Source organism: Nannocystis pusilla, assembly GCF_020073745.1.
Taxonomy (GTDB): domain Bacteria; phylum Myxococcota_A; class Polyangia; order Nannocystales; family Nannocystaceae; genus Nannocystis; species Nannocystis radixulma.
This window is the reverse complement of the sequence record NZ_JAIRAU010000001.1, coordinates 840,452-854,570: the sequence shown is the minus strand read 5'-3', so window position 1 is coordinate 854,570 and position 14,119 is coordinate 840,452. Positions and strand designations below refer to the sequence as shown.

The window sequence follows — 14,119 nt, the reverse complement described above, 5'->3', positions numbered from 1 at the left end:
CTGCCGGCCTCACTCGCTGTCCTCGTCGTCGCCCTTGTCATCGGCCTTCTCGGCGGGCTTCTCGGCGCTGACGCCGACGGAGGGCTTGCGCTTCTCGCCCTCGAGGTCGAGCTGCACGTCGACGCGGTCGGGGCGGCTGGCCGTGTACTGGGAGACACCGAAGATCTCCTCCGTGGCCGGGTACTTGTCCGGCTCGCGCTGCTGGAGCTCCTCTTCGCACAGACGAGAGAACTCGTTGAAGAACTGGAAGGTCGTCGACCGCTCGAGGCAGAACGAGAACTTCTTGACCGCGTCCTCCTGGATCGGCTGGGCGCGATCGCCGAGCTCGTCGCAGAAGGCGTAGGCCTGATCCTCGGTCTTGAACTCCTTCGGCACCTCGGCGCGGTAGAGCTGGTCGGCGTAGTTCTGCGAGACCATGGCCGAGCGGGCGGCGGCGGCGAGCATCCAGTACGGGCTCTGCTTGGCGTTGACGATGCCGTCGTACTGCTGCTGCAGCGCCTGACCCTGCTTGGTCTTCTTCTCGTAGAACTCGAGGAAGCGCTTGGTCGAGTCGGCCTTCTTCGCGACCTGCTCCTTGTACTCCTTCTCCCACTTCGGCAGGCCGGCGTCCTTCTTCCACTCTTCGACGTGGAAGCTCAGGCCGCCCGGCATCTCGATCTTCAGGTACTCCTCGTACCCGCGGTCCGCCTTGTACACGCCCGCCATGGCGACCGCGTTGGCGAAGTCCTCGCGGCGATCGCGGTCGTCCTCGGGCACGTTGATCTTGTTCTTCGCCAGCTTGAGGACGCTGTCGAAGTACTTCTGCGCCTCCTCGGCCTTCTTCTTGTTGCGGTCGTGGACCGTGATGATGCCGGACGTCGCGGAGCCGCAGTACTCCGGGATCTCCTGCTTCTTGCTGGTGGAGGCGGCGGCGCCCTTCTTCTCGGTGCCCTTCTTGACCTTCTTCTTCAGCGCCTCGGCGGCGGCGCGGGCCTTGTCGCCGGCCTGCGCCTTCTTGCGCTTGATGGTGATGCACGAGTCGTAGAGCAGACCCTCGGTGCACGACTGGCGCCACAAGATCTGGCCGATGGTGGCCTCGGCGACGATGCGACGGTCGAGGCCGCCGTTCTTGCCGTAGATCTTGAGGTAGTCCTCGGCGTGCTTGAGCTTCTCTTCCTCGGTCTTGAGGATGTCGTGCTTCGACCAGAAGATCTTGGCCGCGAGCTCGGGGTTGTCCTTCTTGTACAGACCCTCGTACTTCGACAGGTCGGCGCTGGCCTGCTGGTCCTGGCCGAGGCCGAGGCGGAACAGGTAGGCGTTGCGCAGGTAGTCGGGCGACTGCTTGTCCTTGATGTACTTCTCCGCGTACATCTCCATGTGCTGCGCGGCCTTGTCGTACATCGCGATGGCCTGGTAGTTGCCCGCGAGGTTCGACAGCGTCTTCTGGTAGTGCTCGCTGTTGGGGAACTTGTCGAGCAGGATCTTGCGGAAGCGGACCGACTGACCGAGCAGGTAGGCCGCCTCGTAGCACTCGGCCGCGTTCCAGATCAGCGTCGAGGCCTTCTCGTGGGCGTCGCCGTACTCGTTGTAGATGGCGATGAACTGCTCGGCGCACTTGCGGAAGCCGTCGGGGTCACCCTTCCGGCCCGCCTCGAGGTAGGTCATGCCCTTCTTCCAGCCGATGCCGGCCAGCAGCCGCGGGATCGCCTCCTTGAGCTCGTCGGCCTCCGGATGCGTGTAGACCTTCATCTTCTGCATCTTCTTGGACCACGTCTCGAGGTCGTCGGATGCCTTGATCGCCTCCTCGGGCGTCAGATTCTTGTCGATCCAGCGGATCGTCAGAATGTCGAGGAGCATCTCGGAGCACCACGCGGCGTAGATGGAGCCGTCGAACTTGACGACCATCTCTTCCAGGAGCGGGCGCGCCTCCTGGAACTTGTTGTGCATCATCATGAGCTTCGCCCGGTGGTAGACGATCTTGGGCAGCTCGGGGTCCTTCGGGTCTTTGACGTACTTCTGGTAGATGTCGTACGCCTCGATCATCTTCTTCTCGTCCTCGGAGTAATCGCTCTCCGGGTACGACTGGCTCTGATCGCCCTTGGTGTTCTCGTCGGCCTTGGTCTTCTTCTTCTTCTCTTTTTCCTTGTAGACACACAGGCCTTCGGCGTTCGTCTTGCAGGACTTGGCCTGACCGCCGGTCTCGTCGTACTCGAGGGCGTTCTTCATCGCGAGCATCTGCGCGTAGGCAGCGTCCTGCGTGAACTTGCCCTCGGGGTTGATCTCCAGCACCTTGACGAACTCGTCGTGGGCGCGGCGGAACTTGGCGAGGCCGTCGGGCTTGGTCTTCTTGTCACCGACGAGCGAGCCGGCGCGGGCCCACAGGAGCTCCGCGTAGTACATCTGGATCTCGTAGGAGTCCTTGTCCTTCGGGAAGGTCTTGAGGAAGCCCTCGTAGGCCTTTTCGGCCAGCGTGTACGTGGCCTCGTTCTTGGTCTTCTCGGCCTCGTCGTGCCACACGGTGGCCATCTGCTTCATCGTGTCGAGCGTCTCGTCCCGGCACTTGCGCTTGACGGCCTCCTTCTGCGAGCCGTTCTTGAACTTGTCCCAGTACTCGCCCAGGCGCGCCGTCTCGCTCCACTGGACCTCCTTGTTGTCGGTCGCCAGCGCGTTGATGACGACGCGGCCCTGCCACTCACAGGTCTGCGGGTCCTCGGGGAACAGCTCCTGCAGCTTGTGATAGGTGTACGTCGACTCGGTGTACATGCCCTGCCCGAAGTACTGGACTGCGAGCAGTTCCATCATCTTGCGGGACATGTTCTCGTCGTCCTTCGGGCCGTCGCCGACCTTCTGGAAGAACTCGTACGCCTTGGACGGCTTGCCGGCCATGACGAAGGCGCGGACGAGGTCGCGGCGGGCGTCGCGGCGCAGCTGCTTGGCGTTGGCCTCGCTGCCGGCGCGACCCTCGAGCGTCGCGGTGATCGTCTTGACGAAGAAGTCGAGGCTGAGGTCGTAGCGCGGGTCCGCGGTGCCGACCGGGTTCAGGTGGCACCACGCCATCTTGTAGAGGGCGTAGGCGTAGACCGGGCTGTCCTTGAAGGTGATGACCTTCTCGTAGAGCTGGAGGGCGTCGCCGATCTTGCTCTGGCCGAAATAGTAGTCGGCGAAGCTGAGGTACGCGTTGGGGATGTACTGGCTGTTCGGGTAGTCCTGGATCAGCCGGATGTACGCGTCCTTCATCTCCTGCTCGCGCTTGAGCTGGCCGAGCTCGAACGCGTAGAAGTACAGCGCCTCGTCGAGGCGCTTGTACTTGCTGAGGCCCGGATCGGTGACGAGCGCCTTGTACAGCTTGACGGCCTGCTCGCTGGCGGCCTTGGCCTGGGCGTCGAACTTGGCCTGCTTGGCCTTGAGCTGGTCGGCCTTGCCCTTCTGCTTGGCCTCTTCAGCCTGGAAGATCGGGTCGTAGAGCGCGCCGGACTGGGTCTCGAAGTACGCCTTCTTCTCGAGGAAGTGGTCCGAGAGGCGATACAGCAGGTCCGGGTAGTCGGCGTGAGACTTGTCGGTCGCGTTGAGGAGGCGCTTGAGCTGCTCGATCTGCGTGTCGGCGATCTCTTGAGCGACCGCGGCCCGCTTCTTCGCGAACTCCGCGCCCTCCATCATGTCGACGCGGCGCTTGGTCTCCTTCTCCTGCCGCTCTTTCTCTTCCTTGAACTTCGTGTCGAGCGTGTCCTTGGTGCGGACCTTGCCCGACTTGCGGTTGTACTTGACGGCACTGTTCGCCTCGGCGCCGCCCTCCGCCGGGGCCTGCGCGCTGGCAGGAGCCGCGGCGGCGAAGACGACCACCGCGAGACCGACGCCGCTCAGGATGTTCAGCTTGCGAAACTTGCGGGGATGGCTGTGTGGCTTCATGGACCTCTACCTCGGATGGGCGGGTCCACGGGACCCGGCCTTGTTGCTGGCTCTTGTCAAACGCCGGCGAGGTCGCGCGCATGACCTCGCCGGCGCCGCCGCGGCTACTCCTCCTTGCAGCGGCTTGTAACCTTGTAGTTGTAGTAACCGAGCTCGTCTTTCCAGTACTCGCCGTTGTAGTTGTAGATCTCGTGCTCGGAGTCGACCTTGGGCCGCACCGGGCGGCGCTCGGTCGCAGCGCCGGAGTCGCCGGCCTTGATGCGGTTCAAGATCTCGTACTCGATCTTGATCGCCTCGCGCTCGAGGTCGTTGATCTGCTGGATCTGCTGGACCAACCGGTTACGCGCGAGGGCGCCGGTCGACTCCTTGCCGAGCGACAGCAGGCCGTCGAGCGTCTCGGTGATCTGCTCGGCCAGCGGGCTGCCCTTGAAGTCGGACTTGGAGTCCTCGAGCTGCCCCTGCTCGCGCACCAGCTCGTTGACGAACGCGTAGTTCTTCTCGAGCGTCTTGTCCTGCAGCGACTTCTGGGCGACCTCCTCGACGAACGGGTCGAGCTTCGACTCGCTGTTGCGGATCTTGACGCTGAGGTCGAACAGCGCGAAGTCCTCGGGCGCCTTGGCGAGCAGGTCCTTGAGGTCGTCGCGGGTCTTCGGGTACTTGCGGTTGAACTCCTCGATCGCCAGCTTCGCGGGCTGGTAGCGGCAGTTGAAGTAGTACGTCACCGCCTTGAGGATGATCGACTCGGGGTACAGGTAGTCGTAGAAGAACGGCGCGTTGAGCGTGTGGATGTACCCGAGCGTGCGCTGGTAGTGGATGTTCGCCTGCTCCGGCTCGACCTCGACGAGGCGGAACTCGGTCCACGAGGACGCGAGGATCGAGTCGAGCCAGTACGGCGACTCGAGCGGGATTTTGTCGTAGTACTTGAGCGCCGTGTCGTACTTGCCGACCTGGTAGAAGATGTAGCCGAGGGCGAGGTTGGCCCGCTCCTCGTAGCGCTGCATCTCCTCCTCGAAGCTCAGCTCCTCGACCTCGCCGGCCAGCTGCTTCTTCTTGTTCTTCTTGGCGAGCTTGGCCTTGGCCTTGGCTTCCTTCTTGCGCTTCTTCTTGTCCTTCGCCCACGACTCCTTGAGCGAGATGTTCTTGCGGAGGACGTTCTTGAACGCCTCGACCGCCTGCGGGCCGTGGAACTCGCGCGTCTCGGCGACGCCGAGGAAGAACTGCGCCGGGATGTAGTAGTCGCTGTTGTCGGGCACCTGCCCGAGCAGCGCGATCGACTGGCCGAGGTCGCCCTTCTGGTAGTAGAAGCGGCCGAGCAGGTAGTACAGCTCGTCGCGCACCTCGTCGAACGCCGAGTCTTCGAGCTCGGTCGGCTTGTACGTACCGACCTTCTCGAGCACGCCTGCACCTTCGGGCAGCTCACGGCTCAGCGACGCGAGCCACGGCAGCGTGAGCTTGTGGTACGGGTGGCTGGGACCCGCGGTCACGATCTCGCTGAAGACCGCGAGCGAGACGGCGTAGAACTGCTGCTTGTACAGCGCCTTGCCGAGCCAGAACTGCGCGCGGGACTTGTCGCCGGGCGTCTTGCCGCTGGCGACGGCGTGGAAGATGACCGCGGCGCCCTGGAAGTCCTCGGCCTTGTACTTGTCCTCGGCCTCGGCCAGCACGCCCGTGGCCGCGCCGTCCGGGTTGCTGGGTGCAGCGACGGGGCCGGAGGGCGGGGGCACAGCCGCACCACCCGAGGGCGGCGGAACAGCCGGGCCGCCGGTGGTCGGCGGCGGGGGCGGCGGACCGGCCACAGCCGGCGCCGCGTACAGGGCCCACGTGGCGCAAAGACTGAGAAGAGTGGTGGACGTCAGTTGGCGGAGCGATTTCATGCGGTCGATGCGTCCTCAGCGTGCGGAGTTTCGGCGATCCGAGAGCAGACCCTCAATCACAAAGTTGCAGGCCATGGTAGGTGGACCTGCGCGGCGCACTGCGGGCCTTCATAGGGTTTTCGGACGATACCAGCGGCGCGCTCGCAGCCGCAAGAGCCAGCCGCGACGGGTTTGGCGGGTCGGACGGCATGGAAAGGAAGAAGCCGAGGGTCGCGGAGGTTTTCGCGCAGCGACTCGACAGCGGGTGCGGCCCGGGGCACCTGCCCCGAACTCGGCGAACCTCAACGAGGCCCGGCTTCCGCCGATCTGCGGAGGTTCCGGCGCAGCCGTGGAAATTCCGGGCGGGCCTGGGAGCGAGGGCGTGATTTTTTACACACATCTCGCTGACAGAACGGGGTCTGCAGGCGTCCAGCGGAGATATGTGGATGGGGTGGAGATCGCCCACCGGCAGATCCCGGACAGCGCCGCCGAGCGGCGTTCGGCGGGCTCGACGAATCTCGGGTCACGAGGATGACCGCGGTCGAGAGTGGTGGCTGCCCAGAGCCGCTTCAGGCCGTTTCCCGCCCGATCGGCCGCCCGGGTCGGGGTTGCGCCGACGTGCCCGGGCGGGCGGTCGCGGACGGACCGCGGACGCGAGATCCGCGTTGAGGTTCGCGTGCAGGGCTCCTACCGTCGTTTCGCGGCGCTTGACCCTATGGTCCGGCAGTGTACGATGAGGGCCCTGTTCGGCCGCCAAGACTGAGACGCCACATGCAAGTCATCCGCACGCCTGCTCTCTTGCGCACCGTCGCCAACGCGTTGGGCGCCCTGCTCCTCGTGCCGCTCCTCGCCGCCTGTCCGAAGGGCGATGTCGGCGCGCCCTGCAACCATGGCGACGTCGACCCGCCGGCAAGCAAGGTCGTCACGTTCCCGGCGCTGAGCTGCAACGACCTCCTCTGCGTCTACGCCGACGAGAAGCCCCCGCCGGAGACTCCGTGCACCGACAGCGCGCAGTGCAACGCGGCCAGCGACGACGGCAAGATCCGCTTCGCCTGCGTCGAGGGCCAGTGCGAGCTGGCCTCGCAGTTCGTGCTCGAGCGCTCGATGTGCTCGAAGACCTGCAACAGCAACGAAGACTGCCAGGACGGCGGCATCGGCAAGCAGGTCCTCGCCAAGGACTCCAACTGCGGCGCCGGCTTCAGCTGCGTGCGGATCCAGAAGCTCGGCGAGTTCTGCTGCCAGAAGCTGTGCGTGTGCAACGACGACCTCTCGCAGAGCGCCGCCGACGACCTCGAGAAGGAGTGCGCCGCGTTCCCGACCGACCAGAACGGCAAGCCGATCTGCGAGGACGACATGATGATGCCCGCGCCGCCGCCCGCCGAGACGACCGGCGCCTGAGCGACATCGGTCGCGAGCGATCGATCTACCTACGGCGTACGGTCGGCTTCGAAGGCTCCGGGGATCCAGGTGATCCGCGGGGCCTTCGTGCTTTCGGAGCCGTCGCCGGCGAGCGCGTCGTCGTTCACGAGGACGCTGACGACGTCGAAGCGGACCGCCACCAGTTCCCACAACTCGCGGCCGACCAGCCAGGCGGTCGCGCCGCGGCGCAGTCGGGCCTGCTTGCGCGCATCGACCGTCTCCTCGGGGAGGCCGGCGCGGTCGTCCTCGCGGCTGCGGACCTCGACGAACACATAGGTGTCGACTCGATCATCCACGCCGGCGGGCAGGAGCCCGACCAGGTCGAGCTCCACACCACCGGCGCGGACGTTGCGATCGACGACGAGGAGGCCGCGCGCCTCGAGGAAGCGCGCGGCCTGTTCCTCCGCCAACTGGCCGCGCACCCGAGTGGAGGGTGACGCGGGCGCGGACATCTCGGCTCAGTCGCCCTGCGACTCGCCGGACTCGCCGCTCGAGGTGAGCAGATCGTTGGCGTAGCCGCCGAGGCGGGCACGGATGCGGGCAGCGTTGCCGCTGAGGTTGCGGAGGTAGTAGAGCTTGGCCTTGCGGACCCTGCCGCGGGAGACGAGCTCGACCTTCACGACGCGGGGCGAGTTGACCGCCCAGACGCGCTCGACGCCGACGCCGTGGGAGATCTTGCGAACGGTGAAGGAGCCGCGGGCGCCGCCACGCTTGCGGTGGATGCAGACGCCCTGGAAGACCTGGATGCGATCCTTGCCGCCTTCGGAGATCTTCGCGTGGACGCGAATGGTGTCGCCGGGACGGAACTCGGGGACATCGCTCCGCTTGTAGGAGGCCTCGATCGCTTCAATCAACGGGTTACTGTTGCTCATGGCGGAGCTCCGAAAGATGCGTGGAGCGGCAGGACTTGAGTTCAGCCAGCGCGACGGCGACGAGAAGGGCCGCCTCCTGCACCGGCTGGGGGCCGGAAGAGTCATTCATCGAGGGCGTTTCTGCAAGTCCCGAGGCGAGCCGACGCGCGGCCGGGATCACCGGCGAAAACGCCGCCTCGAGGCCCTTCAGAGGCTGTGACGAGGGCCTGGAGCGGTCCTGCGAGGCGTTCGCGTCGGGCCGTGCGAGATCTCCCGTACCCTCGCAGGGCAACACCAGGACCATCGGCGCTGAGAGATCTCCCGGCCCGGAAACGGCGAGCAAATCGAGCAGCGGTCCGACTCCGGCAGCCAGCGGCAGGTTGGCCACCGGGCCCAGGGCGACCAGCCGCGGCGGGGCGCCGTGGCGACGGCGGAGCTCGCGGGCGAGATCTTTGAGGCTGCGAAACGTGGCTGCGCGGGGGACGCCGGCGGCGTCGCCCGGGCGCTCGCCGGGCGCGACGACCAGGAGCTCGGCGCCGGCGTCCTTCGCCAGCGGAGCGAGCGCGGCGAGCAGGGCTGCCCGATCGGGCATGTCCTTTCGGACCTGTCCGAATTGCGCGACGAGATACAGCGGAGCGTCCGCGGCCAGCGTTCGCTGCGGGCGCAGGTCGGGGCGGAGGGCCCAGGTGCGGCGCCAGGCCTGCTCGCGGCGCCAGCGGGCGACGTCGGCGTGGTCGCCTCCCAGCAGCACGTCGGGCACGCCGAGGCCGCGGAACTCGGGCGGGCGGGTGAAGTGCGGGTGCTCGAGCCAGGCGCCCTGCTCTTTCGCACATGCCTCTTGCGACATGTCCCCGAGCGAGAAGCTGTCGCGCGCGGCGGAGTCGGGGTTGCCGAGCACCCCCTCGCGCAGGCGGGCGACGGCCTCGATGATCGCCAGCGCGGCGACCTCGCCGCCGTTGAGGACGAAGTCGCCGAGCGACAGGCACTCATCGACGAAGTGCTCGCGCACGCGGTCGTCGATGCCCTCGTAGCGGCCGCACAGGAGGCCGATCCGCGGCACGGCGGCGAGGCGCTCGGCGACCCGCTGGTCGAAGCGCGGTCCGGCGGGGGTGAGGAGGATCCGGTGCATCGGCCCGCGCAGGCGGGTGACGTGCTCGAGCGCGGCGACGACGGGCTCGATCTTCATCACCATGCCCGGGCCGCCGCCGTAGGGGGCGTCGTCGACGGTGCGGTAGCGGTCGGTGGCGAACTCGCGGTAGTCGGTGCAGTGCACGCTGACGAGCTCGCGCGTGAGCGCCTTGCCGATCAGGCCGCCGCGGAGGAAGCCGGCGACGGCGTCGGGGAACAGGGTGAAGACCTCGAAGGTCTGGCCGCTCACGAGGGCTCTCCGCCGGCCTCGAGGGCGTCGGGCAAGAGACCGGGCGGCGGGTCGACGCGCAGGCGCTCGGCGTCGAGGTCGACGATGAACTGCGGCAGCGCGGGCAACAGCCAGGTGTCGCGGCGGCCGTCCGGGCGGGTCCACTCGACCTCGAGCAGGTCCTGGACGCCGTTGCTGGTGACGCCGGCGACGGTGCCGAGCGCCTGCGTGCGGCCGTCGGACAACACGCGCTCGACGGGGAGACCGATGACGTCGGCGAGGTAGAACTCGTCGTCGGCGAGCGCGGGCAAGTCGGCGCGGGCGACCCACACCTCGCGGCCGCGCAGCCGCTCGGCGTGTTCGCGGTCGCTGACGCCGGCCAGCTGGACGCGCACCGACGCCTTGCCGGGTACCGGCTCGACGGTGACGATCTCGAAGGACATGTCCGATCGGGCATGTCCTTCGGAGCCGGCGCGAGGCCGGAGCTCGACGCGCAGGCCGGGCCTCAGCGCCCGCGAGTCGGGGTCGTAGAGGTGGAAGCGGAGCTGACCGCGAACGCCGTGCGGCGCGGAGACCTCGGCGACGGCGATCGCATCGGAGCGGCCCGGCACGGCGGCCTCCGGCTACTCGAGGATCTCGAGGTCGGCGCGCTTGCGGAGCTTGGCCGAGGCGGCGCTGAGGAGCGCGCGCATGGCCTTGACGGTGCGCCCCTGCTTGCCGATGACCTTGCCGAGGTCGTCACGGGCGACGCGGAGCTCGAGCACCACGGTCTGCTCGCCGGCGATCTCGGCGACGTGGACCTCGTCGGGGCGATCGACGAGGGCACGCGCGAGGAACTCGACGAGGTCCTTGAGGGAGATGTTCGCGGACGCTGCGGGCATGGTGCCTCCGGGGGGAAGAGCGCCGTCGCAGCTGCTGCTGGCGCGACGGGGCGAGGCGCGAAGAAGACGAAGGAGAGGGCCTCAGCCCTACTTCTTCTTGTCGGTCTTCTTGGTCTTCGGCTTGGCGGCCCGGGGCGCCTTGCCGGCGGCGATGTTGCGCGCGCGGCGGAGCAGACGCTCGACGGTCTCGGTGGCGGAGGCGCCCTGGCTCTCCCAGTACTCGATGCGCGGCGCGTTGAGGATGACGTTCTCGGCGTGCGGGTCGTAGGTCCCGAGACGCTCGAGGAAGCGGCCATCGCGGGGGCTGCGAGCGTCGGCGGCGACGATGCGGTAGTAGGGACGCTTCTTGGAGCCCATGCGGGCGAGCCTGATCTTGACGGCCATGACTGCGTGCTTTGCTGGAGATCGTGCGGCGGAGGCGAAAAGGGGTGCGAAGCCTAAACGGCTGACCCTCCGCGGGTCAAGTCGCTGCGCGCCGGGGCCGGAGCCGCGGGAGACGCCGCTGGCGGAGGCGTATACCTCGGCCCGGCGGGCAGGCAAAGCCGGCGGGACAGGAGCGGACGTGCGCAATGTCCCCTACTCGGGAGCGGCGCAGCCGGCGGCGCGATCTAAGATCTCCGCCCCTCAAGCCATGCCGATCTCCCCTCTTCGCGCCGCCGGCCTCGCCGCCCTCCGGCCTCGCCCCCGGGCGCTCGCAGGGCTCACCGCACTCGCCGCGTCGGCGCTCCTGGCCTGTGCGACGTGCGGCCCGACCGGTGCCGGGCCGACCAAGACCGAGCCCGAACAACCGACCGCCCCGCCCGCCCGCCTCACGGTCGACGTGGTGGCGTTCGCCCGGGTGATGGGGGCGGTGGCGCCGTGCGGCTGCACGACCGAGCCGCTCGGGGGGCTGCAATACGTGTTCGGCTACCTCGGGCACGACATCGACCCGCAGCGGCGCCTGGTCGTCGAGCCAGGTGGGCTGCTGATCCCCGATCCCCAGGGCCCGGAGGCGCCGCGCGACGAGGCGGGGTGGGCGCAGTCGTATCAGCGGGCCGCCGCGCTCCAGGAGCGATTCGCGTCGCTCGGGGGGGATCTCGTGGGAGGCGTCGGCGCCAATGATCTGTCGAGCCCGCTTGCGCAGGAAGCGCTGAAGCGCTGGCCGCTGCCGCGGGTGCTCGCCAACAGCCGCGCCTTCGACGAGCTCGGGGTCGCGCCGCACCGCGTGGTCGACGTGCCGGGGCACGACGGCAAGCCGGCGCTGCAGCTCGGCGTGACGGCGGTGCACGACCCGAGCCCGGAGGCAGTGAAGCTGCTCGGGCCGCTCGAGCCGATGACGAACGCGGCCAAGCGCGAGGTCGCGGCGATGCGCGCGGCCGGGGCCGACGTGGTGGTCGTGCTGGTCCATGGGACACGTCGCGCGGCGGTCGAGGTCGCGGAGGGCGTGCCGGGGGCGGACTTCGTGGTGACGGGCATCCCCGAGGGCACCGAGAAGGCGCGGCTCGGGGCGCCGGCGACGCGAGTCGGCCACGCGTGGGTGCTCGAGCCCGGCGACCAGGCGCAGACGCTGGCGCACGTGCGGCTCTCGATCGACCCGGCGGCGCTGGCGGCGTTGCCGAGCAACGACGCGTGGCAGGTGCAGCAATCCCAGGAGGCGCAGGCGAAGGAGCTCGAGCGGCTCGACGCCCGGCTCACCAAGTTCCGCGCCGATCCAGGCGCCGACCCGGCGTACATCGCCCGGCTCGAGCAGGAGCGCGCGGCGCTCGCCGCTGCGATCGCCGGCGGGGCGGCGCCGACGGGCGGCGTGGCGGTGACGTTCGAGCAGAAGAAGATCACGTGCAAGCTGCCGGTCGACAAGGCCGGCGCCGAGGCGCTGCACAACTACGACGCGTGGGTGGCGACGCAGAACCAGCAGCGGTTCGCGGGCGTGAAGCCGCCGCCGCCGGCGAAGGGCCAGGCGAGCTACATCGGCGGCGAGCAGTGCGCTGCGTGCCACGACGCGGCCGAGCGGCACTGGGACACGACGCGCCACGCGGGCGCGTACGAGACGCTGGTGAAGGTCAACAAGCAGTTCGACCTGTCGTGCGTCGGCTGCCACGTGACCGGCTTCCGCCAGCCCGGCGGGTCGGAGGTGGTCGAGGTCGCCGGCCTGGAGGACGTCCAGTGCGAGGTGTGCCACGGGCCCGGCAGCATCCACGCGGAGACCCCGGAGAAGGCCGGCAAGACGTTCGGCATCCGCCGCGAGGCCGCGGTCGACGTCTGCCTCCAGTGCCACACGTCGGAGCACTCCGACACGTTCGACTACGAGGCCTACCTGCGCGACGTGCTGGGCGCCGATCATGGCGCGGGTCGGCGGGCGCTGCTAGGGGACGGGCCGACCGGGCGCGAGCTGCGGGCGGCGGGCCTGGAGAAGGCCGGCGGCGCCTGCCCCAAGGCGATGTGAGCCGCCCGCGCGTGCGCAAGGTCTTGAGCGAGCGGCGTTGACCCCCGGGGTCGCGCGTGCTCTCTTGCCCCGTCATGTCCGCGCCCGCGCCGAAGAAGGTCTACTTCGTCTCGCTTGGCTGTCCCAAGAACCAGGTCGATACCGAAGTCATGCTCGGCGTCGTGCGCGACCAGGGGCACACGCTGGTCGACTCGCCCGAGGACGCCGACACGCTGGTGGTCAACACCTGCGGCTTCATCGAGGAGGCGAAGAAGGAGTCGATCGACACCATCCTCGAGCTGGCGCAGGTCAAGGCCCAGGGCGAGGCCAAGCGGCTGGTGGTCGCCGGCTGTCTGAGCCAGCGCTACCCGAAGGAGCTGGCGGCGGAGATGCCCGAGGTCGACAACTTCCTCGGCTCGGCCGACCAACTCGGGCTGGCGCAGGTGCTCGCCGAGCAGGCGCCGCGCATGGCCGTGAGCCCGCTGGGCCGGCGCGCGTACCTCTACGACCACACCACCCCGCGGCAGGTCACCGGCCGGCGCCACAGCGCGTACGTGAAGATCGCCGAGGGCTGCGACCGTCCGTGCGCCTTCTGCATCATCCCCAAGCTGCGCGGGCCGCAGCGCAGCCGCACGATCGACAGCATCGTCCGCGAGGCCGAGCAGCTCGCCGAGCAGGGCACCCGCGAGATCTGCCTCGTCGCCCAGGACCTCACCACCTATGGCACCGACCTCGACGACCCGCGGAACATCGAGCAGCTGCTGACCGGCCTGTGCGGCGTCAAGGATCTGCGGTGGATCCGCCTGCACTACGCGTTCCCCACCACCGTGCGCGACGAGCTGCTGACGATGATCGCCGGCGAGGCGAAGATCGCCACCTACCTCGACGTGCCGCTGCAGCACGTCGACACGGACGTGCTCAAGAAGATGCGCCGCGGCTACACCGAGAAGGTCGTGCGCAACCTGGTCGAGAAGCTGCGGGCGCAGTCGCCGTACATCTGGCTGCGCACGACGATGCTGGTCGGCCACCCGGGCGAGACCGAGGCGGCGTTCCAGCGGCTGTACCAGTTCATCGAGGAGGGCGCGGTCGATCACCTCGGCGTGTTCCCGTGGTCACGCGAGGACGGCACGCCGTCGGCGCTGCTGCCGACGCGCGTGTCGCCGGAGCTGGCCGAGGAGCGGCGCCTGGCGCTGATGGAGCTGCAGGAGGAGATCCGTCAAGGGCGCCACGAGGAGATGATCGACGAGGTCATCGAGGTGATGATCGACGGCGAGTCCGACGAGAGCGAGTTCCTCCTGGAAGGCCGCCACGAGGGCCAGGCCCCCGGCATCGACGGCAAGGTGGTGCTGACCGACGGCACCGCGCAGCCGGGCGAGTTCGTGAAGGCGCGCGTGACCCAGGCCGACGCGCACGACCTCGTGGCCACGCTGGCGCTGTGACGCAGGCCGAGTGACTCGCGCGCGCGAGTCACT

10 protein-coding genes and 1 pseudogene are annotated in these 14,119 nt (G+C 68.6%); 3 read left to right on the top strand and 8 right to left on the bottom strand.

Annotated elements, in window-relative coordinates:
* Nucleotides 1-9: 9 nt before the first annotated feature.
* A complete protein-coding gene (locus K7C98_RS03370; protein ID WP_224190036.1) occupies nucleotides 10-3,885 on the bottom strand; it encodes a tetratricopeptide repeat protein in 3,876 nt (1,291 codons plus the stop codon).
* 104 nt (nucleotides 3,886-3,989) lie between these two features.
* Nucleotides 3,990-5,609: a tetratricopeptide repeat protein gene (locus tag K7C98_RS03365; RefSeq protein WP_224190035.1), complete on the bottom strand. Its 1,620-nt coding sequence runs from the start codon at nucleotides 5,607-5,609 to the stop codon at nucleotides 3,990-3,992.
* 900 nt (nucleotides 5,610-6,509) lie between these two features.
* Between K7C98_RS03365 and K7C98_RS03360 the strand changes: the two genes are divergently transcribed.
* Entirely contained in the window at nucleotides 6,510-7,136 is a 627-nt protein-coding gene (locus K7C98_RS03360) for a hypothetical protein (protein ID WP_224190034.1), read from the top strand.
* 29 nt (nucleotides 7,137-7,165) lie between these two features.
* Here the strand turns inward: K7C98_RS03360 and K7C98_RS03355 are convergent, their stop codons facing one another.
* The 6 genes and pseudogenes from K7C98_RS03355 to rpsP form a co-directional block, all read right to left on the bottom strand.
* A complete protein-coding gene (locus K7C98_RS03355; protein WP_224190033.1) occupies nucleotides 7,166-7,579 on the bottom strand; it encodes a YraN family protein in 414 nt (137 codons plus the stop codon).
* Between the two features lie 36 nt (nucleotides 7,580-7,615).
* Nucleotides 7,616-8,029, bottom strand: a complete 414-nt coding sequence (gene rplS / locus K7C98_RS03350) for a 50S ribosomal protein L19 (protein WP_224190032.1) — start codon at nucleotides 8,027-8,029, stop codon at nucleotides 7,616-7,618.
* A gap of 598 nt (nucleotides 8,030-8,627) precedes the next feature.
* A pseudogene (gene trmD / locus K7C98_RS45425) lies at nucleotides 8,628-9,386 on the bottom strand (tRNA (guanosine(37)-N1)-methyltransferase TrmD); the annotation flags it as partial.
* Nucleotides 9,383-9,976, bottom strand: coding sequence for a ribosome maturation factor RimM (gene rimM, locus K7C98_RS03340; RefSeq protein WP_224190030.1), 594 nt, complete (start codon nucleotides 9,974-9,976; stop codon nucleotides 9,383-9,385). The gene rimM and the pseudogene trmD, both read right to left, overlap by 4 nt.
* Before the next feature lie 12 nt (nucleotides 9,977-9,988).
* Nucleotides 9,989-10,246: a KH domain-containing protein gene (locus K7C98_RS03335; RefSeq protein WP_096329709.1), complete on the bottom strand. Its 258-nt coding sequence runs from the start codon at nucleotides 10,244-10,246 to the stop codon at nucleotides 9,989-9,991.
* Nucleotides 10,247-10,333: 87 nt separating this feature from the next.
* Entirely contained in the window at nucleotides 10,334-10,630 is a 297-nt protein-coding gene (gene rpsP, locus K7C98_RS03330; protein ID WP_224190029.1) for a 30S ribosomal protein S16, read from the bottom strand.
* A gap of 247 nt (nucleotides 10,631-10,877) precedes the next feature.
* On the opposite strand from rpsP, the gene K7C98_RS03325 reads away from it, so the two are divergent.
* Both K7C98_RS03325 and rimO read left to right on the top strand, forming a co-directional pair.
* Nucleotides 10,878-12,668: a multiheme c-type cytochrome gene (locus tag K7C98_RS03325; protein WP_224190028.1), complete on the top strand. Its 1,791-nt coding sequence runs from the start codon at nucleotides 10,878-10,880 to the stop codon at nucleotides 12,666-12,668.
* A 74-nt stretch (nucleotides 12,669-12,742) separates the two neighbouring features.
* Nucleotides 12,743-14,086, top strand: a complete 1,344-nt coding sequence (rimO, locus tag K7C98_RS03320) for a 30S ribosomal protein S12 methylthiotransferase RimO (protein WP_224190027.1) — start codon at nucleotides 12,743-12,745, stop codon at nucleotides 14,084-14,086.
* The last annotated feature ends 33 nt before the right edge of the window (nucleotides 14,087-14,119 follow it).